The 23,360-nt window shown below is 44.7% G+C and carries 22 protein-coding genes; 7 read left to right on the plus strand and 15 right to left on the minus strand.

The window, feature by feature from the left end:
* Positions 1-163: 163 nt before the first annotated feature.
* Complete coding sequence (locus ACQEXS_RS06065; RefSeq protein ID WP_374144843.1) at positions 164-436, plus strand: DUF1289 domain-containing protein; 273 nt, start codon at positions 164-166, stop codon at positions 434-436.
* Here the strand turns inward: ACQEXS_RS06065 and ACQEXS_RS06070 are convergent, their stop codons facing one another.
* Positions 437-799, minus strand: coding sequence for a rhodanese-like domain-containing protein (locus ACQEXS_RS06070; protein WP_427013167.1), 363 nt, complete (start codon positions 797-799; stop codon positions 437-439).
* 141 nt (positions 800-940) lie between these two features.
* Here ACQEXS_RS06070 and ACQEXS_RS06075 point away from each other — a divergent pair, with 141 nt between their 5' ends.
* From ACQEXS_RS06075 to ACQEXS_RS06085, 3 genes are all read left to right on the plus strand, one after another.
* A complete protein-coding gene (locus tag ACQEXS_RS06075) occupies positions 941-1,147 on the plus strand; it encodes a hypothetical protein (RefSeq protein WP_427013168.1) in 207 nt (68 codons plus the stop codon).
* 115 nt (positions 1,148-1,262) lie between these two features.
* Entirely contained in the window at positions 1,263-1,724 is a 462-nt protein-coding gene (locus ACQEXS_RS06080) for a YaiI/YqxD family protein (RefSeq protein ID WP_367990707.1), read from the plus strand.
* Positions 1,725-1,896: 172 nt separating this feature from the next.
* The gene (locus ACQEXS_RS06085) at positions 1,897-2,655 is read left to right on the plus strand and encodes a sulfite exporter TauE/SafE family protein (protein ID WP_427013169.1); all 759 of its coding nucleotides are present in this window, start codon (positions 1,897-1,899) and stop codon (positions 2,653-2,655) included.
* 100 nt (positions 2,656-2,755) lie between these two features.
* Here the strand turns inward: ACQEXS_RS06085 and ACQEXS_RS06090 are convergent, their stop codons facing one another.
* From ACQEXS_RS06090 to ACQEXS_RS06105, 4 genes are read right to left on the minus strand one after another with little or no spacing between them, the layout of a single operon-like run.
* On the minus strand, positions 2,756-4,135 hold the full coding sequence (locus tag ACQEXS_RS06090) for an ABC transporter ATP-binding protein (protein ID WP_427013170.1): 1,380 nt from the start codon (positions 4,133-4,135) through the stop codon (positions 2,756-2,758).
* Positions 4,132-4,899 carry an ABC transporter permease gene (locus ACQEXS_RS06095; RefSeq protein ID WP_427013393.1) on the minus strand — a complete coding sequence of 256 codons (768 nt, stop codon included), beginning with the start codon at positions 4,897-4,899 and terminating at the stop codon, positions 4,132-4,134. The genes ACQEXS_RS06090 and ACQEXS_RS06095 overlap by 4 nt, the downstream gene beginning before the upstream one ends.
* A gap of 11 nt (positions 4,900-4,910) precedes the next feature.
* Positions 4,911-5,855 carry an ABC transporter permease gene (locus ACQEXS_RS06100; protein ID WP_427013171.1) on the minus strand — a complete coding sequence of 315 codons (945 nt, stop codon included), beginning with the start codon at positions 5,853-5,855 and terminating at the stop codon, positions 4,911-4,913.
* Complete coding sequence (locus tag ACQEXS_RS06105; RefSeq protein ID WP_427013172.1) at positions 5,848-7,386, minus strand: ABC transporter substrate-binding protein; 1,539 nt, start codon at positions 7,384-7,386, stop codon at positions 5,848-5,850. Before ACQEXS_RS06105 ends, ACQEXS_RS06100 begins: the two co-directional genes overlap by 8 nt.
* A 209-nt stretch (positions 7,387-7,595) precedes the next feature.
* On the opposite strand from ACQEXS_RS06105, the gene ACQEXS_RS06110 reads away from it, so the two are divergent.
* On the plus strand, positions 7,596-7,787 hold the full coding sequence (locus tag ACQEXS_RS06110; protein WP_427009739.1) for a hypothetical protein: 192 nt from the start codon (positions 7,596-7,598) through the stop codon (positions 7,785-7,787).
* Between the two features lie 18 nt (positions 7,788-7,805).
* Here ACQEXS_RS06110 and exaC read toward each other — a convergent pair whose 3' ends face one another.
* Positions 7,806-9,326 carry an acetaldehyde dehydrogenase ExaC gene (gene exaC, locus ACQEXS_RS06115; RefSeq protein ID WP_427013173.1) on the minus strand — a complete coding sequence of 507 codons (1,521 nt, stop codon included), beginning with the start codon at positions 9,324-9,326 and terminating at the stop codon, positions 7,806-7,808.
* Between the two features lie 234 nt (positions 9,327-9,560).
* On the opposite strand from exaC, the gene ACQEXS_RS06120 reads away from it, so the two are divergent.
* Positions 9,561-11,303: a sigma-54-dependent Fis family transcriptional regulator gene (locus tag ACQEXS_RS06120; RefSeq protein WP_427013174.1), complete on the plus strand. Its 1,743-nt coding sequence runs from the start codon at positions 9,561-9,563 to the stop codon at positions 11,301-11,303.
* A gap of 64 nt (positions 11,304-11,367) precedes the next feature.
* On the opposite strand, the gene ACQEXS_RS06125 is transcribed toward ACQEXS_RS06120, so the two are convergent.
* The 5 genes from ACQEXS_RS06125 to ACQEXS_RS06145 form a co-directional block, all read right to left on the minus strand.
* Positions 11,368-12,657 carry a hypothetical protein gene (locus ACQEXS_RS06125; protein ID WP_427013175.1) on the minus strand — a complete coding sequence of 430 codons (1,290 nt, stop codon included), beginning with the start codon at positions 12,655-12,657 and terminating at the stop codon, positions 11,368-11,370.
* On the minus strand, positions 12,651-14,738 hold the full coding sequence (locus tag ACQEXS_RS06130; RefSeq protein ID WP_427013176.1) for a TonB-dependent receptor family protein: 2,088 nt from the start codon (positions 14,736-14,738) through the stop codon (positions 12,651-12,653). The genes ACQEXS_RS06125 and ACQEXS_RS06130 overlap by 7 nt, the downstream gene beginning before the upstream one ends.
* 2 nt (positions 14,739-14,740) lie before the next feature.
* On the minus strand, positions 14,741-16,192 hold the full coding sequence (locus ACQEXS_RS06135) for a GlyGly-CTERM sorting domain-containing protein (protein ID WP_427013177.1): 1,452 nt from the start codon (positions 16,190-16,192) through the stop codon (positions 14,741-14,743).
* Between the two features lie 57 nt (positions 16,193-16,249).
* A complete protein-coding gene (locus tag ACQEXS_RS06140) occupies positions 16,250-16,741 on the minus strand; it encodes a hypothetical protein (protein ID WP_367989621.1) in 492 nt (163 codons plus the stop codon).
* A 91-nt stretch (positions 16,742-16,832) separates the two neighbouring features.
* Positions 16,833-17,273 carry a CopD family copper resistance protein gene (locus ACQEXS_RS06145; protein WP_427013178.1) on the minus strand — a complete coding sequence of 147 codons (441 nt, stop codon included), beginning with the start codon at positions 17,271-17,273 and terminating at the stop codon, positions 16,833-16,835.
* Between the two features lie 114 nt (positions 17,274-17,387).
* On the opposite strand from ACQEXS_RS06145, the gene ACQEXS_RS06150 reads away from it, so the two are divergent.
* On the plus strand, positions 17,388-18,146 hold the full coding sequence (locus ACQEXS_RS06150) for a Crp/Fnr family transcriptional regulator (RefSeq protein WP_427013179.1): 759 nt from the start codon (positions 17,388-17,390) through the stop codon (positions 18,144-18,146).
* Here ACQEXS_RS06150 and ACQEXS_RS06155 read toward each other — a convergent pair.
* The 4 genes from ACQEXS_RS06155 to zwf all read right to left on the minus strand — a co-directional run bounded on the left by ACQEXS_RS06155 (position 18,143) and on the right by zwf (position 23,299).
* Complete coding sequence (locus tag ACQEXS_RS06155; RefSeq protein WP_427013180.1) at positions 18,143-19,348, minus strand: EAL domain-containing response regulator; 1,206 nt, start codon at positions 19,346-19,348, stop codon at positions 18,143-18,145. The genes ACQEXS_RS06150 and ACQEXS_RS06155 overlap by 4 nt on opposite strands.
* Before the next feature lie 251 nt (positions 19,349-19,599).
* Positions 19,600-21,048 carry a decarboxylating NADP(+)-dependent phosphogluconate dehydrogenase gene (gene gnd, locus ACQEXS_RS06160; RefSeq protein ID WP_427013181.1) on the minus strand — a complete coding sequence of 483 codons (1,449 nt, stop codon included), beginning with the start codon at positions 21,046-21,048 and terminating at the stop codon, positions 19,600-19,602.
* A gap of 35 nt (positions 21,049-21,083) precedes the next feature.
* Complete coding sequence (gene pgl, locus ACQEXS_RS06165) at positions 21,084-21,800, minus strand: 6-phosphogluconolactonase (protein WP_427013182.1); 717 nt, start codon at positions 21,798-21,800, stop codon at positions 21,084-21,086.
* On the minus strand, positions 21,797-23,299 hold the full coding sequence (zwf, locus tag ACQEXS_RS06170) for a glucose-6-phosphate dehydrogenase (RefSeq protein ID WP_427013394.1): 1,503 nt from the start codon (positions 23,297-23,299) through the stop codon (positions 21,797-21,799). Before zwf ends, pgl begins: the two co-directional genes overlap by 4 nt.
* Positions 23,300-23,360 lie beyond the last annotated feature (61 nt).

A 23,360-nucleotide genomic window follows, 5' to 3' on the forward strand; every position in this document is an offset into this window, starting at 1 on the left:
TTTAGCCAAATTAGCGAAATAACACGCAAGTTAACCATGATTGAAGAAATGATGATAAGACTTATTAAGTGAGCTAAAGGTTAGTGTACGAATGATTAATTAAAGGGTTTTAAAGTGACTCTTCACCTTGGCACACAGATTTGAGGGTTTTGGCGTAAACTTAATGAACAGACATGGTGGAATTTTGATTGGAATGAAAGGAAATAAAATAGACCAAAGTCGTACGCCTATCGTGTTCAATAAAGCGAACCTAAATGATGATCTATCACCTTGTATCCGGCAGTGTTGTTTGGATGAAGATGATGTTTGCGTGGGGTGTTATAGGACGCTAGGGGAGATACTTGCGTGGCATCAATTGTCTTCCAATGAGCGTCATGAAGTCTTGCAACAATGTGAACACCGAAGCGCACTAAAGAAGCAAATAAAGCCGTTTTAATTACCGTTTAGGTTGCGTTGACAGCATCTCATTTAGTCCACCGGCGTTATGTAAATTGGTAAATCCCTTCTTGATCAATCGGTCATAGGCTTGCCCCGAGCGATTACCGCTGCGGCAGTACAAAACAATCAATCGATCTTTGTTGATATTGGCAAAAGCACTGTTTAGATCTTGAAGTGGGTAGTTTACTGCGCCGGACACGTGTCTATGATTAAATTCTTGCGGAGTTCTCACATCGACAAGCAAAGCGCCCTGCTCAATAAGCTGCCAACCTTTTTCAGCCCGTTCAGACGCAAAAGCTGTAGGGATGATTGCGATACAAAGCAAAACGAACGTGATAAATGTGGCTAATCGCTTAAGCATAAACCCTCTGTCTAAATCTTCTGGCTGGTGTTTCTTAGCATAATTCAAGGTTGGATAAAGTAAAACTATCATGGTCGTGAGATTCAGTAAGTTTAAATGATAGAACTATAATTAACATTGGGTCATCAAAAGGAGAAGGCCATGAAAGTCATTGTTGAGTTTCTGGAGTCTGGCCGCTTCAGGGATAATTTCTGGGATGGTGAGTTCCATGTCGACAAAGGTGAGCATCGGGCTGTGAGTCCTTCTTTAGCCGCTCAGCTTATTAATAATCATGCTGCATCGTTGTATCGGAGTGAAGATGTTGAATCGGACATGAATAGTGCGATTGGCCAAACACCGCTGAAATAATACGTTATCGAGTAGAATGGCCCGCAAGGGCTTTTCTTTTGTCTTAAATTGGCACTGTACAAGCGTAACGTATATAGTGCGCGGAGTTTAAAATTGAACCATCAGGTAAAAAGTGATGAAAATCTGGGTTGATGCGGATGCGTGTCCCGTTGTAATTCGTGATATTTTGTTTCGTGCTGCAGAGCGTACAGGGGTTCAAGTAACCTTGATTGCAAACCAATTTGTACGGATACCAGCATCAAAAAATATTCAAATGATCCGAGTTGAAGCGGGCTTTGATGTTGCTGATAACGAAATTGTTCGACGTGCAGAAAAAAATGATTTGGTTGTAACGAGTGATATTCCTTTAGCATCTGAAGTGATCGATAAAGGGGCTCAGGTTGTGAGTTCACGCGGAGAGGTCTTTACACCAGAAAATATCAAATCACGCCTTAATATCCGCGATTTTATGGAGACCATGCGAAGTAGCGGCATTCAGACCGGTGGTCCTGCGCCACTTAATCAAAGCGATCGTCAGGCCTTTGCAAACTATCTGGATAAATGGCTGGTTCAAGCTCAGCGACACAATAAGCAATAATGTTAGGCAGCACTAGCTGCCTTTTTTATACCTCTTTGCGTGGGGTGACCGTTCGCAATTTCATTTCAGAAACTCAGCTCTCATTTTTACCGCTATCGATTTACCCTCAAATGCTCTGTCTGTATGGTCAAATAGGTTCGATACCGAAGCCATAATGTAAAGGAAGCAAACATTGGAATGGATACTGTTGTTTTTCGCCGGAATTTTCGGAGGCGTCATCAATTCGGTTGCGGGGGGAGGCAGTTTTATAACGTTCCCAACGTTAATGATGGTTGGGGTGCCGCCTCTTATAGCTAATGCTACCAATACACTAGCAGTTAGCGCTGGTTACATCAGTGGGGCATACGGGTTTAGAAAAGAGATCGCTGAAGGTGGCGATACTGTCCGCATCACGTTATTCAGCTTAATCGGCGGAGCATTAGGTGCCTATTTACTATTGAGTACACCGGAAAGCGTGTTTTTTGAAGCAATTCCTTGGTTATTGCTATTTGCGACAATGTTGTTTGTCTTTGGCGATTGGGTAAGCCAGCAGGTGAAGCGATTGGTCGGCGGGAATAACACCAGTGATTCAAAAAGTTGGTTACTTGCTGCTACGTTAATTTTTGTCTCGGCTTACGGTGGTTTTTTTAATGCCGGACTCGGTATTGTGGTGTTAAGTTATTTGGTTTTGGCTGGCTATCACAATATCAACTTGATGAATGGCCTGAAGTTGCTTGTGTCGGCGGCTGTATCTGTCTCCGCAATAATTATTTTTCTTGTTAAAGATATGATTGATTGGGAACGGGGCGTGGTTGTGATGTTAGGAACGCTTATCGGGGGATATTTAGCTGCACGAGTCTCTCGAAAAATTCCACAGCATTATGTGCGTGGTTTTGTCACATGCTCAAGTTTCGCCATCACTGCCTATTACTTTATCGAAGTGTATTTCTGATCTCGTGCGAGCATGCCATTGGCTCTCGTTTACTGTAATTAACTTAGTTAAATTGAAGAAACTAAAAAGAGCGCAGAGCGCTCTTTTTTTGATCATGCAGTCAGCCAAAGCGGATGACTTTATCGCATAGTTTCTCAAGGGCGACTTCATCATGCCCAATAATGATAAGGGCACATTGGCTTTCATCGATCGACTCAACCAAAAGCTTCAGTGTTTCGGCGGAAGTAATAGGATCAAGCCGTGAGGTTGGTTCGTCAGCGATCAGCAGCTTAGGTTTCATCATGAGTGCTCTTAAAATGGCAAAGCGCTGAAGCTCGCCCCCTGAGACATCATTGGCTGAACGTTTGAGTACCGCCGAGGAGAGCTTTAAGCGTTTTAGCAATACAGGAATCTCAGATTTGTTGAGACAATGACGCTGGCAGAGTTCATCTAACAATTGTTGTAAGGAAACGTCATGCGGGTGTGCACTCGGAGGATCTTGATAGAGTTTAAGCTTTTGACCTTTGTGAACATTCTGATGCCAATGAATATCACCTAAATCAGGTGAAATAAGACCGAGTAATGTGTCTGCGAGTGAAGTTTTACCACAACCACTAGGGCCTGCAATGCCAAGGATTTCACGCTGATGAAGGGTAAAACTTAAATCGGAGAACAACACATTGCCAGAGCGGCTTAAAGATACATTATCAACACTTAGTAGAGGAAGATGCGTAGGATGGCTTTCACGTTTTCTCCAATGCTTGGGGGTTGCTTGAATAAGCTTCTGGGTATAGTAGGACTGTGGGTTGCTTAATACTTCACTGGCGACGCCGCTTTCTTCAACAATCCCGTTTTTCATGACGATAATATTGCCACCTAACGTTTCGGCAAGGTTGATATCATGAGTGATGGTAATGAGTGCTCCCGACTTTACGTGTTCTAGTAGTTGTGACGCAATCACATCTCTGTGGTAGCTATCCAACCCTTTGGTGGGTTCATCGGCGAGCAACAATTCACCTCCTGCTTGAGTCGCGCATAAATAGGCGACCCGTTGCGCCATACCGCCGGATATTTCAAATGGATATTTGGCTATGTCTCTGCTTAAGCTAACGTTAGAAATTTCGTTTATCGCGATAGATTGGGCAGCAGGACGCTTATGTTGGTTGACCAACTGGTGCACTTCGGCCACCTGTTGGAGGATTGGCATAATCGGGTCCAATGCTAACCAAGGTTCCTGAGGTAACAAGGCTATTTCTTTACCCCATTTTTCGTGGCGATTGCTTTTACTTAGTTTATCTTGCTTGAAATAAATATGCCCTTGCTGGGTTAGTTCAAGAGGAAGTGTTCCTGTGATGGCAGCTGCAATCAGGCTTTTTCCAGCACCTGTCTCTCCAAGGATGGTCAAAGGTTGATTGAGGAAAACATCGAAGCTAATCGGTTCTACCAGTGTTTGGTGGGGTGAAGATATCTTGAGATTTTCCACCTTTAATAACGGGGTCATGATTGCTCTCCATTCGCGAGTAAATGAAAACCTAATACGAGAACAAAAACAGAAATGAGCGGTTGAATGAGTACCCAAGGGGCCACATGATAATAGCGAAAAAGCTCAACCATCATGAGTCCGAGCTCGGCCTCAGGTGGCTTCAATCCGACATGTAGAAATCCTAGTGAGGCAAGTGCAAGAATGGTATTTCCAGCGCCAAAGCAGGAAAGGGTGAAGACGTCTTTTTTGCAATGAGGCCATATATGGCGTTTAAATACGTACCAATTACCAAAACCATAAAGCATGGATGCTTCTACCTCGGGGGAGCGGATCACGGACATGGTGCGATTACGGGTTACGCGGAAAAACTCTACCCATAAGATCAAAGCAATGGCGATGTATAGAATAGTGAAAGAGCCCGGAATAAGAGCAGCGAAGAGCAACACCAAAATAAGTCCTGGCATCGCGAGGATTATATTCATTAGAAAGGAAAATGCTCTGTCCCACCAACCTCGTTTCCAACCGGAAACAACACCAGCAAAAGTGCCAAGGCTTGCCGATGTGAGCACGCTAATACCAGCCAGTATTAATGAAGTAAAAATTGCGTCGCTCAAACGAGCTAAGTTACTGCGACCAAAATGATCACGTCCAAGTGGTTCTTGCCAGTCCGGTGTACTGAATGCCAGTGAAAGGTTTTGTATAGCGGGATCTTGGTTAAACAACTTTCCTATGATGACGATTGTAAGCGCCAAGCCAATCAAGAGTACACCCAAATATTGCATATTATATTGTTTCACTGTGCTACCTCCTGCTGTTGGCGTGGGTCAAGCCAATAAGTAATGAGATCCACCAGCGTGTTGATAAAAACAAACAGCAACCCCATCACCAAAGCGGTACCTTGAATCATCGGAAGATCTCGCGCAAAAATAGCGTGAGCCAATGCGTGTCCAATTCCCGGCCATGAGAAAAGCGATTCAATCATGATGATGCCTTCCATTAAGCCGATCATTTGGATGCCGAGAAAGGTAATGGTTGGTATCGCAATATGTCGCCGGGCATGGTGATGAAAGGCTTGCTCAAACGTCAGCCCTTTGAGCCGAGCAAAATGAAAGTGCGGTGTGTTCAATGTGTCTCGGGTCGCATTGCGTATCAAACGACTGGACATCGCTGCAAGGGTAATCGCTAACGTAAGGGCGGGAAGAAATAGATGTAGGAGGGTGCCAAATCCTGAGACAGGAAACCAACCTAGATGAAGAGCACCCACAATAATGAATACTAAGCCAATGACGAAAACAGGTTGAGCCCTGATGAAAACAGCCGTCACAAGAGCGGCTTTGTCTACGTTGCTGTTGGCTTTTTTCCCGCAGTAAAGACCAATTGGAATCGCAATGAACGCCGAAAGGGTTAGAGCCGCAATTGCCAGTAATATGGAATAACCCAACTGATGTTGAATTTCATGAATAACTGGCGAACCACTGATCTGTGAATTTCCGAGATCGAAGTTGAGTAAGTCCCATAACCATTGCAAGTAAAGCTCATGTGCAGGGCTATCAAGGCCTAACTCTAATTGCACAGCTTTCGCAGCATCGGCATCGACATAGTCATACCCATAACGACCAGCGGCAATACGAAAGGCAAAATCTCCGGGCAGCAAACGCATTAAAATAAACGTCAGTGTGCCGATACTCCAAGCCACTAACATGGCTTGGAGTATGCGTCGAAATAGAATATCAATCATCTAGCGTCATCTCTGCAATACGATAGTTGATTTCAAAAGGGTCGAAGTGGAAGTTTCCAACACGTTTGTTCACCGCAACCAGTTGGGTGTAAAAAGTAATCGGGATCAGCGGCATTTGCTGAGCCAGTATTCGAGACGCTTTTTGAGCTTGGTCGCGATATTCTCGCGGATCTTTGGTGGAACTGAGCGTGTTTAGCAGTTCGGAAAATTCAGTCGATGACCAGTTTGTCGGCCCCCAATCACTGCCTTTGTGATTCGCAAAATCCTTTAATAGCAGAGCCAGCGGGTCGATCGTTGCCCCAAAATTTCGCGCAACTAGTGCTAGTTCGAGTGTGCCATCTTGGTGTTTTGCCGGTATCGCACTGGAGTTATCAATACTAATGTTAACCTCAATGCCAACTTGTTTCAGTTGAGCTTGAATTGCTGTCGCCACGACAGGCAGTTCTGGTCGGTCTGAATACGTGGTTAGGTTGACTGAAAAGGTTTTCCCTTGCTTTTGCAAAATACCCTCGTCATTAGGTTGCCAACCTTGTTGCGTCAATAGCGCTTTTGCTTTGGCCACATCTTGGCGAGTGTGGGCAAGACTGTTGACATACCAAGCGCCTAATGATGGAGCGAACAACTGATAAGCTTCTGAGCCGGGCATACGGATAATTTGCTGAGATATACCTGAACGGTCGAGAGCCAAGCTGAGGGCTTGCCGAGTTTGGTATGATGCTAGGAAAGGATGTTCGTTGTTGAGTTTGAGCAAAATGGTGCGTGGAATAGACTCGCGAACCACGTTAACTTGCTTTGAATTTTGAAGAGGTTCAATACTCGCTGGGTCAAGGGTGTAAACGATATCAGCCTGTCCAGTCTGTGCAAGCAAAGCTCGACTTTCTGCTCGGTGTCCCGCTAAGTATTGTACTTTCTCAATATGTGCGTTTTCTCCCCAATATTGTTCATTACGTGTGACGTGAATTTTATGAGGTGGCACCAGTTGTTCAATTTTATAAGGGCCTGTGCCAGCAAGCGTTATTGTCTTGTCTTTGTCTTGGTAGCTAGAAGGGGAGGCGATAGCGACCGTGTAATGAGCCAATACGTTAAGCAATGGTGGATAAGGCTGGGTGAGTGTAAGCGTTAATGTGTTACCTGTCGCTTGAATGGTATTGATGGGTACACGTTTAATGACGCCGGGTTTAGCAATTGCATGCTCAAGCGCGTTTTTAACTGCTTGGGCATTTAATATAGAGCCATCGTGAAAGTAAGTGTTTTCCCTTATTTTGAATGTCCACACCAAATCATCGTGGCTGGTTTGCCAGTCTGTTGCGAGCAGCGGCAGTATTTTCCCACGCTTATTTACGCCAACTAGCGATTCAACGACCTGCATGCGGGTAAACATATAACCATCTTTAGATAGGTCTTGGCTGCTAAATTCGAAAGGTCCCGATATTTTCAAGAGATCGGTGTTGGGCTTGTCAGCCAATGAGGACTTAAAGCCGACAAGTGTGATCAGGCCAAGGGTTGCAGCCGCGATGATCCATTTTTTCATTGTGCATTTCCTGAACGTAAATTTGGAGATGTTATAACATAACAAATGAGTTTATAAAATGATAATGGTTGTCATTCATGTTAGTGAACGGCAGACGTTATAAGACATGTGTCATCAAATCAGGTTTTTTGAGATCTATTTAGCTGCTTATTTGGTACAAAAGTTCGACAATACAGGTGTGTACTAAAGATGTATGTGAGGGTGATGCTATGAACAGAAAGCTTGGTCGAGTCATGTCTTTGAGTAGGATGCTGTCGTTTGTCGCGTTTTTAACCGCTACGTTTGCTTGGGTACTCGAAATGCCCGTGTTGTTGTATGCAGCGGTAACCTGCTTAGCCATCAGCGGCGGTATTTACATGGTCGAAAAACGTAAGGTACACCAAGATGAGAAGAGCGCCTAATGGCGCTCTTTGCTGATATTAAAAGAATCCAAGCGGATTGACATCGTAACTTATCAATAAATTTTTGGTGTTTTGGTAGTGATCGAGCATCATTTTATGGGTTTCGCGTCCAATACCCGATTTCTTGTAGCCACCGAAGGCTGCATGAGCAGGGTAGGCATGGTAACAGTTGACCCAAATTCGCCCAGCTTCAATATTGCGTCCCATGCGATAAGCAAGATTCGCATCTCGTGTCCAGACGCCAGCTCCCAACCCATATTCGGTATCATTCGCAATCTGCAGGGCTTCCTGTTCGTCTTTGAAGGTCGTAATCGCGATGACAGGTCCAAAAATTTCTTCTTGGAACACGCGCATTTTGTTATTGCCTTTTAGCATCGTGGGTTGGATGTAATACCCACTGCCTAAATCAGCATCTTGTTCAGCGATTTGTCCTCCGAGTAAAACTTGCGCTCCTTCTTGGCGTCCGATTTCGAGATAGCTCAGAATCTTATCAAATTGCTCTTGCGAGGCTTGTGCGCCAACCTGAGTATCGGTATCAAGCGGGTTACCTTGCTTGATGGTTTTTGCTCTTTCTACCACTTTGTTAATGAATTTGTCGTAAATGGACTCATGGATCAGAACTCGTGAAGGACAGGTACACACTTCCCCTTGGTTGAAGAACGCAAGTAACATCCCTTCCACGCATTTATCTAAGTACGCATCTTCATGGTCAAAGACGTCTGGGAAATAAATATTGGGTGATTTACCGCCAAGTTCGACCGTGGAAGGAATCAAACTTTCAGCGGCACATTTCAATATGTGATTGCCCACTTCAGTCGAGCCAGTAAAAGCAAGCTTCGTAATCCGATTGCTGGTTGCAAGTGCTTGACCCGCTTCGTGACCAAAACCGTTGACGACATTGATGACTCCCGGTGGGATCAAATCACCAATTTTTTCCATTAAAACCAGAATTGATGTTGGCGTTTGTTCTGCGGGTTTTAAAACCACGCAGCAACCTGCGGCCAGTGCAGGGGCAAGTTTCCATGCTGCCATTAACATCGGGAAGTTCCATGGAATGATTTGACCTACCACACCGATGGGTTCAGGAAAATGATAGCTGGCGGTATGAGCATCTAATTCAGCAGCGCTGCCTTCCTGCGCACGGATGCAACCAGCAAAATAGCGGAAGTGGTCGACGACGAGAGGGAGGTCGGCGGCTAAGGTTTCGCGAACGGGTTTGCCGTTTTCCCATGTTTCTGCAACGGCTAATTCTTCAAGATTTTGTTCAATGCGATCCGCGATTTTGAGCAGTAAGTTAGAACGTTCTGTCACACTGGTTTGAGCCCATTGAGTGCGCACTGCATGAGCAGCATCAAGGGCGAGATTAATGTCTGCTTCACCTGAACGTGCAACCTTGCAGTATGGTTGGCCATTGACAGGTGAAGTATTGTCAAAATACTCCCCATTGACGGGTTTTACCCATTCCCCACCAATGAAGTTATCGTAGTGAGATTTGAAGTTAACAATGGCATTCTCAGTTCCCGGCTTTGCGTAAATCATAGTTCGTTCCTTCTTGTTACCTGCATTATCAACGCGTTAAAAAGCGTTCCGTTTAGCGGATATAACGCAAGTCACAGGCCAGCTCTGAAAAGCTTGTTGTTAAATTAATGTAAAACTATGATTACCAATTAATAACAACTGTGTCAGAGTCATCTTTGAGCTGAAAGATAGCCGCATTGAGGCTGTTCATTGTTCAAAAATGGAACACTCAATTTGTTTAAAAGTGGTACAGCTATGGAACTTCAAACGCATCTTGCTACAGACTGGCTTCGTTCTTCTTGGTCTCGATCAAGCGATGCTGGGTTAACTGAGCGCCGTAAACCTGAGGATATTCACGTGTCAGGTGTGTTGCTAAAAGAGCGTCAATATAAGGCGACACAGTTGATAGAAGCGGTTGAACGCAGTGCGTTACCTTTGTTTAATCAGGTTTTGGCTCGCAGTGATAGTCGATTGATACTGTCTGATGTGGAAGGGGTGATTATTGCTAGCTGGGGACAAGAGCATTTTAGAGAGAAGTTAACGGCGATTGCGCTCAGTTCGGGAGCTTGTTGGCAAGAAAAGTTAAAAGGGACCAATGCCATTGGTACTGCTTTAGTCGAGAAAAAAGCCGTCTCAGTTATAGGTGATCAGCATTATATTCGTCATCACCGATTCATCAGTTGTTCAGCGAGTCCTTTATGTGATCATCAAGGGCAATTGTTAGGTGTATTAGACATCACCACAGAGCAAAGTAAACACGACACCGCGGTTCAGCTGTTGGTTCAAAACATGGTTCAATTGGTTGAAAATCATTTGCTGAGTCAGGTTCCAAAAGGTGCTATTCGCCTTGATCTGGCCATGGATAAGTCTGTTCTGCATACTGGATGGCAAGGTATTGTCATTGCTGATGAACAGGGCCAAATCCTCGCTCATAATCAAGTCGCGTCACAGTTGCTCGCACAGGGGCAACTGGTCGGTTCAAGTATTGAACAACTACACTCGCATCGCAATAGCCTAGTGATGGAAAAGCAGTTTCTGACACAAGCTAAAAAACGCCGCAGAACAGTGAGCGCTTCTTGTGAGCTGCACATGGGGGATCATCGCGTTGAAGCGGCATGGCAGCAAGCCAATAAAGTGATTGGTAAAGATATTCCACTGCTGATTGAGGGAGAAACAGGCGTTGGCAAAAGTGAATTTGTTAAAGCGCTGCACCGTCACGGGGAGCGCAAATCGGGCGCGTTAGTCACCGTGAATTGTGGTGCATTACCAAAAGATTTAATTGAGTCCGAATTGTTTGGTTATGTTGCTGGTGCTTTCACGGGAGCCAACCCCAAAGGGAATATCGGCAAAGTAAGGCAGGCACATGGCGGCATTTTATTTCTTGATGAAATTGGAGAAATGCCTTTAGAAGCGCAGGTTCGCTTGTTACATGTGTTGCAAGATAAACAGGTAGTTCCTGTTGGTGCTACATCGAGCTTTGATGTTGACCTTCAAATCATCGCCGCAACGCACCAGAACTTACGTTTGCTCGTTGAGAAAGGACAGTTTCGCCAAGATCTGTACTACCGTCTCAATGGGTTATTGGTGCAGTTGCCTCCATTGCGAGAACGTGATGATCGTCGTGAGATGATAAAACGCATTCATCAGAAATATCATTCTTCTGAACAGTCACTATGTCCTCACTTATTACGCAGCTTAGAACAATACCATTGGCCCGGGAATTTTCGTGAGCTTGATAACTTATTAAAAGTGGCCACATTGATTGCCAGCGAAGAAAAAATATTGAGTTTGGCGCACCTTCCTGCCCATTTGATGGATGAATTGGTAAAAAACAAAGACGTTGCTAATCAAGATATGCCCAATTTAAAGAGCGCTGTTGATGATGCCTTAATGCGTACGTACCAAGCGCAAAAAGGGAATATCAGCAAAACTTCTCGGGTGTTAGGGGTTAGCCGCAATACGATTTATCGTAAACTGAAAGCGATGGGGATTCTTTAGTCTCAAGTTCGCATTCAATTCTTGTCAAAAAAGAGCACCAACTTGGTGCTCTTTTTGCGCATGGTTAAGAGTACTTTCTATTAAATCTAAAAGCTAACGTAAAGATAAGCAGTAGCATATGGATGATTCCGGAACCACCAGCCGAGGACGCTTTGCTCTCTTTTATTTGCTTATCGCCTAGCGTGTTTTCAGCGAGCGCCAATGTGATTTGATAACGCTCGCCGCTACTATTAGTTGCCAGCCATGGTGAATGTTCAGACAAGGAAACAACAACCGTTTTTGGGTTCGGTCTTTGTATGTCTTGTGCATTGACGAGCTGGTAGTTGTTGGCTGAATCTTCGTTGAATGCGTACACTACAAGCTTCTCAGGGAGGGAATGAGAGAAGTTTAGTGATACGGTTTGCTTGGAAGTGAGCGCTGATGTTTTATCAAATTCAAGAGAAAGATTTCCCCAAGAATACGCAAGTCCGGGTTGGCCGAGTGTGGAATCTAGCTCGGCAAAGTCGTCGCTGCTATCCGGAGCAGAAACCGGTCGTTGCATTGAACCAATGGCTGCGTAACGTACTTCAAGCTCTGATGAGGTTTCGACATTCAATGTTTGCTGATTTTGGGTGTTTAATCCGTAGACATGGTGGGCACTGTAAGCTGTATCCCCATATTCTAGAGCATCAATAATGGAATCGTTATCGGAATCGAGTGGGATAGACAAATCGCCGCCTATTTCGTCCCAATCCGTTATACCATCATTGTCGCTGTCGAAGGAATCAGGGTTTAAACCAAGCGCTAGTGCTTGATGGTCATCAATACCATCCAAATTACTATCAACCCCAACTTGTACCACACTGCCGGAGAGATCCGGTTCAATTGTTAAAGGAAAAACATTTGGGATCTGGGTTCCTACAATACCGTCGGGACCATCGGTTTCCCAATCAAGCGTTTTTATCTTGAGGGTAGCGCCATCAGTTTCTACAGAGAAGCGGGTAGTGGTGTTCGCCATTGGGTTGCCAAGCCCCGGATGATAAATCTGTAGTGCATAATGCAAAGTTATGGTGTCATCGCTATTGCGAGTAAAACGAAGTACATCTTCATCTGGGTTGGCATTATTAAGATCATGCAATGCGTAGTTAAAGCCGACGGACAAGGTTGTTCCTGATACCGTTGCCGTATCGTTATCAAAATCCCAGCGCCACTCAGGTTTACTTACCCCAAAGCCAAGCACATTGCCAAGTGGTGCTGCGCGCATAGTGATGTGATACTGTCCTTGGTAAACCCCGCTATCCGGAATCATGGCATTGGAGATTCCTGATGCGGTTATTGCTAACAAGCAGGCTGCGGTGAAAACCGGTTTTACCATGAGTAGGTTGCTCCTAAAATTGCGTTCGTTCCCGGTCCGGGGATAAAGGTAGGAAGATCTGGCGCACCTTGGCCACGAATAGCGTAAGCCGTTTGATAATTGGTATTCGTCAGGTTGTTGATTTCCAAAAAGACACGCAGAGACTCTGTCGTTTCATACCCCACTTTTAAACCAAGAAGGAAGTAAGGATCTTGTGTGTTCGCTGCGTTATTGACGTGGTCGGTATAGGTCTCTTGAGGCTGCCAAGTAAAGTTTGGCGTAATACGCCAGCCCGCGGCGAGTTTGTAGTCCAATTCTCCTTGAATCAGGTGAACAGGGACCCCTGCAATGTTATTACCCTGATATATCCCGTCCTCAAAATAAAAATGGCTCCAGTTATAAAGTAACTTGGCATTCAATGCATCCTGGGAAGTAAGGAGACCATCAATAGAGTAAGTCAGCATGGTTTCCAAACCGTGGTGAATGGTTTTTCCTTGGTAGTTAATGGTTTTTCCGTTGACTGCAAAATCACCGACGACAGATATCAGTTCATCTTGTACAACAGAATAATACCAAGATGCATTGAGCGAAAACGCGTTAAACTGCCAATTGACGCCGAGTTCGCTGGTCAATGCGGTTTGGGTGCTCAGTTCGTTGATATAAACGTGGTTATTAAGTGGGTCGGTAGGGTTTGCTGATACGGTTGCCAGTTGCCAAAAGTTCGGTGACTCAGAGCTGCCACTGATGTTAGCGTATACCCGTTTACCTTGTTCCCATTGATAAATAAGACCAAGTTTAGGATTGAGTAACTGGTATTCAAACGAGCTGTCGAGCAAGCCTGCGGAATAGGTATCAGTAATTTCTCTTTGATTTAAAACCCATTGCAAGGCGGCGATGGTCGAGAAACCGTCTATCCATTCATATCTAAGCTGACTGCCTAAGGTGATGTTGTGAGCCTCTAACTCCAAGTTTGCAAAAGGAGTCATGAGTTCGCCGGTTACCGGATGCACTGAGGCAAATTCACGCGGCATACTTCCACTATTGGCTTGTAAGAATAAAAGCAATTCACGCGTTAAGTAGTCATCTGAAACAAGATTCAATGTTGTGCTGGCATCTAAACCTAGATTTCTATTTCTTGTATCCGCTTGCGTCAGTGGGTTTCTAAATTGATCATCAAGCGCCTCGTAGTAAATCCCAAAACGGCTTTCAGTTGTATCTGTCTGCCAGTGCGTTTGATTGGCCACACGTAGCTGACGTGTATTTCTGAATGGCTTTCTCACCGGAATATTTAATAGGGTGTCCATTGGTTCACTACCTTCACCCATGACTTGATCGGGGGATTCAATCGCACGTTGCTTGGTGAGTAGAAACGGGATCTCAAAGTCATTTTCAGCCACAGTGAGGTAGGTGCGGTTTTGCCAACCTTTTTGTTGATAACCAATGTTGAGCGTAAGACTGCCACGTTGAGCCGCACTGTGATTACGATAACCTTCACGCTCGCTATAGGTCGTACTCAATAAGAAGTCCCAATTCTGTTTTTGGTTCGCTAACGTTAGGTTACCTTTGTACATCTCATATGAGCCCAGTTCGAGCTGAGCGAGATTACGGCTGTTCAAACCATTTTTAGCATGGAAGTTAATCGCGCCGCCAAGGGTTGTCGCGCCATAGCGCATTGCATTTGCGCCTCGATAAACGGAGAGCCATTTAGCCTGCTCAGGATCAATGAGGCCAATCACAAACGAGCCATCAGCTTGATTGAGTGCTAGCCCGTCACTGAGCAACTGAATCCCCCGATTTACTGGGTTATCTTGCAAGCCGGATCCACGAATGTTGATTCTTGGTTGATCGTTGCCGCCAAAAAACTCTTGCACCACAATTCCAGTTTGTTGGTTGAGTACTTTTGCCAGAGACGATTGGCTGCCCGCAAGCTGTTTGGTTTCAATTAAGTTTGTTCCCCCTGCGACGTTATCAAGTTGTTCACGAATCAGGTGGATTTCAGCCTCATCCTGAGACGCTTCGATAACGATCACTTCACTTTGAGCAGCAGAGAAGGGGCTTAGCCATAGCAGCCCCATAAGTAATGTATTTCCACGCGGTGTCATACTCACTCCTGATGACCTTTACGCTTTCTTAATCCAAGGCCCGCTAAAGCGAGTAACGATAACCAGCCGGTACTACCGCCGGAGCTTTCACCGCTTTGTACTGTTGGAGTAGGTTCAGGTGACGTGGGTGGCGTTACCTCTGGTGGTGTTGAGCGTTGTTCTGGCGCTGCAAAAATATAGTTTGCGACGACAGTCGGTAACTTATCCGGATTGGAGAGTGTTAGCTCAATTTTGTCGTTGTTTTCGACCCATTGTTGTTTGGTAAACGACTGAACAAATGCTCCTGCTTCTAAGCTAAACCCTTTGGTTACTCGATAGATTTCTAGTCCTTCAGGTTTGTCAGTTATCGATATTTCAATATTAATGGCGTCATCTGCCGCCGGGTTGTCAATATTGAACTCAATATGGCCATACTGATAATCCAAAGGTTGACCATGTTCATTTTGTTGTGGTGGTAATTCTCCGACTAAGGTATGCGTAGGCTCAATGCTTAGGTCTAACGGGTGTGAAGATACGTTGTAAATGCGTTGAGCATCTGGTGTGGTAATGGTGATTCGATTCTGTGTTTGCAGTTTTAAACCAGAAGCAACCGTATTGTTGTTTGCTGCAGAGCCAGCTTCTAATGCATCGCTTAAACCGTCGTTATCTGAATCTTTGCCTCTGATGTAAATTGGTGTTTCTATAATATCGTCAAGGTTGTCACCATCGGTGTCACCGGATATCGGGTCTAAACCTAGCAAGTTGGCTACCGTATCTGTGATTCCATCGCTGTTTGTATCTGTCATAGGGTCTTTGACTAGATTAGGAGAGCGATACTCAATTTGTACTGTTGCTGGAAAGACATTTTCGATACGCGTGCCTGGTACATTGTCAGCAGGAATTCCATCCTCAACATCGGCTGTCTTTATACTCAGAGAGCCATCATCATTTTGTGAGATGTCTAAATGAGTCGTTGTAAGACCAATTGGATAATCATCGACACCCGGAACAGGAAATGGTGGAACGATATATTTTTTCTGAGCATAGGCCAGCTTGTATAAGCCAGTCGCTGATTCGTACTCAAAAGGAATCGTGATTTCATCTAGGTGATTGATTTGAACGTTACTGTCTGCCCGCTTGTTTTCCAGTTCGTTAGCATTAAAAGCCTGAAATGGTACATAAATCATGTTTAGGGCAAAGAGCGTGCTTCCTCCAATGGTAACCGTTTGGCTATCAAAGTCCCAAATCCAGAAACCGTCATGGGTTGTTGTACCTAATACTTTATATTTCTCGCCATTGTATTCGCCGTCTAATGCATTTTCTGGCCAAGGCATGCCGTTCACACCGTTGTCACGATGTGCATTCATGGTTACTGAGTAGCCTCCGACATAAACACCACTGAGGTTTTGTGCTATGGCTGGAGTTGAAAGAGAAAAGGCCGCGGCCATAAGGCACGCTAGTCGATGCGGTTTCATTGTTGAGTCCTTTGTGAGAGAAAGGTGGCACTCAGGCCACCTTAAGTAGACTAAAAACTATTGAGCTGAGCCGGTCCAGTTAAGCTCGATATCCCAAGGGAAAATCCCGTAAATGGCTTCGCCGATCACACCATCGTTGTCAGAATCGAGCGTTTTGAACTCAAGTCCAAAGCCAGTGTCAGTGATCTCAAATACGGTTTTAGTACGTGATTTTGGGAAACCATAAAGAGGGTTATATGCTTGGAAGACATAATCGATTGTGTAGGTACCGTCGCCATTATCAGTGAGCGAGATTGGATCGTGAGCTTTATAACCTACGGGGAATGGAGCGAATGAGCTTTTGATAAAACCTGCATTTATCGTTACGGTTTTATTGTCAAAATCCCACTTCCAATCGTTACGTTGAGTACTTTTGGCCATCAAGCGATCTGAAGTTGTACGTACTTCTAACTGATAGTCACCGTTGTAAGAACCGCTAATTCCAGAGGTGCCTGCCGCAAATGCTGACGTAGACAAAAGTGCAAGTGAAAGGGCTGTTAACTTATGCATGATATTTCTCCATTTATTTACGCAAATGATTATTGTTCTCGTTTATTTTATGTCACGAAATACATTGCTCAAATGACAAATGTCAATTTGCTTACCAGTGGATGTAATACATGCCCTTGGCGAGAAAGATGATGCCAAGCATATGGATGAACACGCTTAAGTGTGTGTATTTAAAGCGCTTTGATGTCATGTTACCGCAGATAGAATATTTCATAGCGATAAGGAAATGTGCGAGTACGCTGATCGCAAGTAAGATTTTTATCGTTAACAGCGTTGAAAAAGGTGTAGCGAATAATGAAGGAAGTGGACTGAGGTGTTGATAGCCCATCATAGCGCCTGTTATGAATAGTGTGACCACAACAAATGGCATAATTTTACGACCACGCAAGTGGATGCCTTGCTCTACGAGTGACATGGTTTTTGCGGGTAAGTGGGGTCGAATGCCTTCTAAAATCAAAACTTCAAAAGCGACAATGCCGATAAAAATAGCCGCACATAAAAGGTGTAAACCCACTAATACGCCGTAATGCATAACAACCGTCCTGAGATATTTATTTCTAGTATTGATATATGTGATAATAATTATCAATTAGATTACTGTTTCAATTCATTTCTCAAATGACATTTGTCAACTTGGTAAAATTCAATGGACGACAACACAGATAAACTCATACGCGGTTCTTTTATTTTTTCTGGTATTCCACTAGAAGCAAAAGTGGCTTTGTGTAAAGGCATGCAAGTTGTACATGTCAATCAAGGCAAGCACTTGTTTGAAGAGGGTATGACTGCTAAGCGTTTCTATATTGTGAAGTCGGGAGAAGTGAGTCTGTACCGATACTCGCCTGAAGGTGAAGAAAAAGTGTTCCAACTTTTGAAAGAGGGAGACAACATTGCGGAAGCTGTAATGTTTATGAAGCCAAGTGTATATCCGCTAAGTGCAAAAGCAAAAGTCGACAGCGTGGTGCTCTCTTTTTCTCGAGAAGTGCTGCTTTCTTTCTGTGCCAATAATTCAGATTTTGCATTCTTATTGTTAGGTGCGATGGCGACTAAGCTCAGTCAGGCAGTGAACCGTGTGGATCAATTGACCTTAAAAGGAGCGAATCAAAGGTTAGTTTCCTATTTGTTGGAATTGCATCAACATCAAGGTGCTGACTGGTTGAATTTACCAGTTGCTCACAGTGTGTTGGCTGGACAGTTGAATATCGCACCAGAGACCTTATCCCGACTGTTTAAAAAGCTAAAGCAAGAAGAAGTGATCAGCGGTAAAGGCAACGTGGTTGTATTACTCGACATTGACAAAATGTGTGCACTGGTTAACTTACCCAAACCATTCAATTCACGTAGCTCAACATGTGCTGGAGAGTCGTGGGGTGGGTGTTGTAACCTTAATGGTCGTTGGCTCTAGGCTTGTTTGGCTTCAATACCTTTACTCCAACTGTGGTACCAATGCAGTAAACTGTCCAACGGACGGGGTTTGCAAATGAGAAAACCCTGCGCGATGATTTCCTGATAGTGGCTTTCGAGATAATCAAGGTCTTCAAATTCCTCAATGCCTTCGGCAATCAGTTTTACTGGAAGGTTTTCACAAATGTCATGCAAGGACTGAACGACAACTTGATTAAAGCGGTCATCATGAATGTTAGAGACCAAATTGCGGTCAATTTTCACCTCAGTAAAAGGTAAAGTTCGTAGTTGATGTAGGTTGGTAAACCCGGTCCCAAAGTCATCGAGAGAGAGCCCGAAACCTTTAATGCGAAAACGGTTTAAACATTCGAGTTGTGTGGTGCTTTTCAACGCATACTCTTCGGTAATTTCAAGGATGATTTTAGCGGGGTCGATTTGTCTCTGGGAGATGGTCTCTAACAGCTTGCTTGGAAAATTAGGGTTAACGAGCTGGGTTGGCGACAGATTGATGCCCAAATTAAGATGTGAGCCTAGCTCTTTTTGCAATACGGGCAGATCGGTGAGAGCTTTATCGACAATTTGATCGGTGATCATATCTAACATGTGGTGCTCAGTCGCGGTATTAATAAAGCTGCCGGGCAAGATGGCATTGGCTTCACCCGGTTTACATATCCGCGCAAGAACCTCTACGCTTGGGACATGCTTAGAAATGATGTCGATCTTCGGTTGGTAATATGGGGTCACATAACCGGCTTCGATGCAGTCAGCAAGCTCTTCCCTAGACATTTTGTCATAGTTGGAAAATGTCCGCTCTTCTATTTGAATAAGTTTTTTTATGGCTCGTTGGATGTGGCTAGGACTAATTGGCTTGGCGATATTGCCAATCAAACATACTTTGTGCTGTCTTGCGATTTCTGATGCTAGCTCCATAATGCGGTCTTCAAGCTCAGAAACGATGCAGACACCCCCTTTATATCCCATTTGTCCTAATCGACGAATCACTTCCATTCCGTCTATTTCCGGCATATTAAGATCGGTAAATACTGCTCGATATTTATTAGGATGACGCTGAATGTTATCGAGTGCTTTTAAAGGGTGTGTCGAGGTAACTACGTTGTTGTAGCCAAGCTCGGCAAGCATACTTTTCATCATGACTAGAATTGCTTGCGAATCATCGATGACAACAAAGTGTTCATTCTTCATATACCAACCAATTTCCGTTTGTTCGGCTTGAAATTAATTCTAATGCTTTAAATTTAGAAGCCGTACGGACAAAATCAATAAAAAAAGTAAGGAAAATGAGAGGTAAGCAGCGTTGTTCGACGATGGGAGGCACAATTTTAATCAATCGAACTAAAAAGTGCTGATATGTACAAAATCATATTGTGGTTGAGTGTGTAACAGATATAAAAAAACCGGCTAGTAAAAGCCGGTTTATTAGAATGGGGGGCGAGTTAAACGTCGTAAGTTGTAGACGCTGTGTCGCCGCCTGTACCAGTCCAGTTGGTGTGGAAAAATTCACCACGTGGACGGTCAGTACGCTCGTAAGTGTGAGCACCGAAGTAGTCACGTTGAGCTTGAAGCAGGTTAGCTGGTAGACGAGCTGTAGTGTAACCATCAAGGAATGACAGTGCCGAGATAGTACAAGGCATTGGGATGCCTGACTCTAGCGATTTCGCTGCCACTTTACGCCACGCTACTAGGCTGTTTTGTAGGATGCCTTTGAAGTAGTCATCTGAACCTAGGAATGCGATGTCTGGGTTTGCTTCGTACGCATCACGGATGTTGCCTAGGAATGCAGAGCGGATGATACAGCCACCACGCCACATTAGCGCGACGTTACCGTAGTTTAGGTCCCAGCCGTTCTCGTTTGATGCTTCGCGCATTAGCATAAAGCCTTGAGCGTAAGAGATGATCTTAGACGCTAGAAGTGCTTGACGAAGTGCATCAACCCACTCTTGCTTGTCGCCTTCAACTGGAGTGATTGTCTTGCCGAATAGAGACTCAGCTTCAACACGTTGGTCTTTCAGTGCAGATAGACAACGAGAGAATACAGACTCAGAGATAAGCGTTAGTGGTATACCTAGGTCTAGTGCGTTGATACCAGTCCATTTACCCGTACCTTTTTGACCAGCAGTGTCTAGGATCTTTTCTACTAGCGGCTCACCGTCTTCATCTTTGTAGCCAAGGATGTCAGCAGTGATCTCTACTAGGTAGCTGTCTAGTTCAGTCTTGTTCCAGTCAGCGAATACCGCTTGCATCTCGTCTGCAGACATACCAAGGCCGTCTTTCATGAACTGGTAAGCTTCAGTGATTAACTGCATGTCACCGTATTCGATACCGTTGTGCACCATCTTAACGAAGTGACCTGCACCGTCGTTACCAACCCAGTCACAGCAAGGCTCGCCAGCATCAGTTTTAGCTGAGATGCCTTGGAAGATAGGCTTAACCGCTTCCCAAGCTTCAGCAGAACCGCCAGGCATGACAGAAGGACCGAAACGCGCACCTTCTTCACCACCAGATACACCAGTACCGATGAAGTGGATGCCTTTTTCACGTAGTGCAGCAACGCGACGGTTAGTGTCTGGGTAGTTAGTGTTACCACCATCGATGATGATGTCGCCTTTGTCTAGTAGAGGTACTAGAGCTTCGATGAATTTATCAACAACTTCACCAGCACGAACCATAAGCATCACTTTACGTGGCGCTTCTAGCTTTTCTACTAGCTCTTCAAGAGAGTATGCACCGATGATGTTAGTACCCTTTGCTGGGCCTTCTAGGAATTCGTCTACTTTCGCAGCAGTACGGTTGTGAGCAACCACTTTAAAACCGTGATCGTTCATGTTTAGGATAAGGTTTTGACCCATAACTGCTAGGCCAATTACACCGATATCACCTTTCATTGTTTCTCTCCAATCTTGCTTAATGGACGCTCGCATTACGCGATTTTTGCTGCTGCGTCAGAATCTAAGTACCACTCCGTTTCACCAGCTTTTGACTGGATTTTTGCTGCTGGATAAGGCAGTTCACTTGCAGGAGTAGTATGAATTTCGTTTACGATCTCAACTTTACCTGCACCCAGTACAAGGTAGCTGATCCGTTTTGCGGCTTCTAAAACTTTTGCTGTTTTAGATACGCGAATTTGGCCAGACTCAGGGTGAGACGCTAATACTGATAGGTTCTCATCTTGATAGTCTGTTTGACCTGGGAATAGTGATGCGGTGTGACCATCTGCACCAACGCCCAGTAAAATCCAATCGAATACTGGCGTGCCACTTTCAGTAGGGATAACTTCGGCCATTTCTTTTGCAAAACGCTCAGCTTCTACTGGTGGCTCGTCTTCACCGCGGATGCGGTGGATATTTTCTGCAGGGATATTCACTTGGCTGAAAAGTAGCGCGTTTGCTTCGCCATAGTTACTTTCGGCATCATCTGGAGCTACGCAACGTTCATCACCCCACCAAAAATGCAGGTTGTTCCATTGAATAGATGTCGCGTACGCTTCTTTTGCCAGTAGCTTAAACAGCATTTTAGGCGTGCTGCCACCAGAAAGTGAGATATGAACAGGGCGGTTAAGTTCACTAAACGCCTTCATATCATTCGCTAGGCTTTCAACAACCTGATCGGCTGTTTGGAAGATCTTATGATTGATCATAATTCACAGTAATCCGTGTCTGTTAGGTTTTTACATGGGAAACGCCAAGCGCGACCATCACGTTGAAGTAGGTCGTCGGCTTCTTTCGGTCCCCATGTGCCGCAAGCATAACCAAATAGCGCTTGCGGATCTTGTTTGAAATCCAGAATAGGCTGAACGTATTTCCAACATGCTTCAACCGCATCACTACGTGCAAACAGGGTAGCATCACCGTTGAGTGCATCAAGCAGAAGACGCTCGTATGCTGTTAGCATTTGAGTTTCTTGCAGATCCGCGTAATGGAAGTTCATCTTCACTTCTTTCGCTTTGAAACCTGCACCAGGCTCTTTCAAGCCAAAGCTCATTTGAATGCCTTCGTCAGGTTGAATACGGATGATTAGCTTATTCTCTGGTGCGTTTTGACCAAATACAGGGTGCGGTGTCTGTTTGAAATGAATCACTACCTCTGTCACGCGTGTCGGTAAGCGTTTACCGGTGCGCACGTAAAAAGGCACGCCGTTCCAGCGCCAGTTGTTTATATGTGCTTTCAAGCCGATATACGTTTCGGTTCGAGAGTCATCAGCAACACCGTTTTCTTCACGGTAACCGAGTAGATGTTGACCACGTACGTCAGAAGCAGTGTATTGCCCCAAAACTAAGTCGTTACGTAAGTCTTCTTTCTCAAGTGGTTTCAGACATTGCAGTACTTTGACCACTTCATCTCGCATAGAGTCTGCGTTAATTTGCGCTGGTGGCTCCATACCGACCATCGCAAGTACTTGCAATAAGTGGTTTTGGAACATATCGCGCACCGCGCCAGAACCGTCGTAATAACCGCCGCGTTCTTCAACACCTAAAAACTCAGCACCTGTGATTTCTACGTAATCAATAAAGTTACGGTTCCACAGAGGTTCGAACATCGCGTTCGAAAAGCGGAAAACAAGCAGGTTTTGAACCGTTTCTTTACCAAGATAATGGTCAATGCGGTAGATTTGATGCTCTTGGAAATGCTCGTGGATCTCTTTGTCTAGCTTCTGAGCAGATTCCAAATCATAACCAAATGGTTTTTCAATGATGAGGCGTTTCCAGCCATCTTCTTCATTGTTCAAACCGTGAGCTGCAAGGCTTGCGGGAATCACGCTGTATAGGCTTGGTGGCGTTGCAAGATAGAAAAGCGTATTACGTTGTTCAAATTGATACGTATCGGCTAACTCGTCCAAACGTGCTGTCAGTTTGCTGTAATCAGCGCTATCTGAGGTGTTAATCGATTGGTAGTGAAGATGGTTAATGAATGCGTTTAACGTTTCAGGCTGCGTATCTTCCATTTCCTGAAGCGATTTCTTTAATTTTTCTCTGTACGAAGCGTCGCTATATTCAGTGCGGCTTACTCCAAGAATTGCGAAATTCTTTGGCAATTGCTGACTTGCATAGAGGTGGTAGAGTGCAGGGATTAACTTACGATAAGTTAGATCGCCTGAAGCACCAAAAATAACGATGCTGCTGTTTTCTGGTATTACCATCATCTTTTCCCTTAAAAACGAGGTACTTCTAACGTGCCCGGATACGGCATAAGGATGAGCA

Origin of the sequence: Vibrio sp. TRT 17S01 (assembly GCF_050113695.1) — a bacterium.
In the GTDB taxonomy this organism is placed as follows: domain Bacteria; phylum Pseudomonadota; class Gammaproteobacteria; order Enterobacterales; family Vibrionaceae; genus Vibrio.

What these genes read in the sequence shown, in the direction of transcription:
- ACQEXS_RS06110 (WP_427009739.1), top strand. Translation starts at nt 7,596, where the DNA reads ATGAACAGAAAGCTTGGTCGAGTCATGTCTTTGAGTAGGATGCTGTCG.
- ACQEXS_RS06150 (WP_427013179.1), top strand. Translation starts at nt 17,388, where the DNA reads ATGGACGACAACACAGATAAACTCATACGCGGTTCTTTTATTTTTTCT.
- ACQEXS_RS06080 (WP_367990707.1), top strand. Translation starts at nt 1,263, where the DNA reads ATGAAAATCTGGGTTGATGCGGATGCGTGTCCCGTTGTAATTCGTGAT.
- ACQEXS_RS06105 (WP_427013172.1), bottom strand. Translation starts at nt 7,386, where the DNA reads ATGAAAAAATGGATCATCGCGGCTGCAACCCTTGGCCTGATCACACTT.
- gnd (WP_427013181.1), bottom strand. Translation starts at nt 21,048, where the DNA reads ATGAAAGGTGATATCGGTGTAATTGGCCTAGCAGTTATGGGTCAAAAC.
- pgl (WP_427013182.1), bottom strand. Translation starts at nt 21,800, where the DNA reads ATGATCAATCATAAGATCTTCCAAACAGCCGATCAGGTTGTTGAAAGC.
- ACQEXS_RS06155 (WP_427013180.1), bottom strand. Translation starts at nt 19,348, where the DNA reads ATGAAGAATGAACACTTTGTTGTCATCGATGATTCGCAAGCAATTCTA.
- ACQEXS_RS06125 (WP_427013175.1), bottom strand. Translation starts at nt 12,657, where the DNA reads ATGGTAAAACCGGTTTTCACCGCAGCCTGCTTGTTAGCAATAACCGCA.
- zwf (WP_427013394.1), bottom strand. Translation starts at nt 23,299, where the DNA reads ATGGTAATACCAGAAAACAGCAGCATCGTTATTTTTGGTGCTTCAGGC.
- ACQEXS_RS06095 (WP_427013393.1), bottom strand. Translation starts at nt 4,899, where the DNA reads ATGCAATATTTGGGTGTACTCTTGATTGGCTTGGCGCTTACAATCGTC.
- ACQEXS_RS06090 (WP_427013170.1), bottom strand. Translation starts at nt 4,135, where the DNA reads ATGACCCCGTTATTAAAGGTGGAAAATCTCAAGATATCTTCACCCCAC.
- ACQEXS_RS06070 (WP_427013167.1), bottom strand. Translation starts at nt 799, where the DNA reads ATGCTTAAGCGATTAGCCACATTTATCACGTTCGTTTTGCTTTGTATC.
- ACQEXS_RS06075 (WP_427013168.1), top strand. Translation starts at nt 941, where the DNA reads ATGAAAGTCATTGTTGAGTTTCTGGAGTCTGGCCGCTTCAGGGATAAT.
- ACQEXS_RS06140 (WP_367989621.1), bottom strand. Translation starts at nt 16,741, where the DNA reads ATGCATAAGTTAACAGCCCTTTCACTTGCACTTTTGTCTACGTCAGCA.
- ACQEXS_RS06135 (WP_427013177.1), bottom strand. Translation starts at nt 16,192, where the DNA reads ATGAAACCGCATCGACTAGCGTGCCTTATGGCCGCGGCCTTTTCTCTT.
- ACQEXS_RS06120 (WP_427013174.1), top strand. Translation starts at nt 9,561, where the DNA reads ATGGAACTTCAAACGCATCTTGCTACAGACTGGCTTCGTTCTTCTTGG.
- ACQEXS_RS06065 (WP_374144843.1), top strand. Translation starts at nt 164, where the DNA reads ATGAACAGACATGGTGGAATTTTGATTGGAATGAAAGGAAATAAAATA.
- ACQEXS_RS06130 (WP_427013176.1), bottom strand. Translation starts at nt 14,738, where the DNA reads ATGACACCGCGTGGAAATACATTACTTATGGGGCTGCTATGGCTAAGC.
- ACQEXS_RS06100 (WP_427013171.1), bottom strand. Translation starts at nt 5,855, where the DNA reads ATGATTGATATTCTATTTCGACGCATACTCCAAGCCATGTTAGTGGCT.
- ACQEXS_RS06145 (WP_427013178.1), bottom strand. Translation starts at nt 17,273, where the DNA reads ATGCATTACGGCGTATTAGTGGGTTTACACCTTTTATGTGCGGCTATT.
- exaC (WP_427013173.1), bottom strand. Translation starts at nt 9,326, where the DNA reads ATGATTTACGCAAAGCCGGGAACTGAGAATGCCATTGTTAACTTCAAA.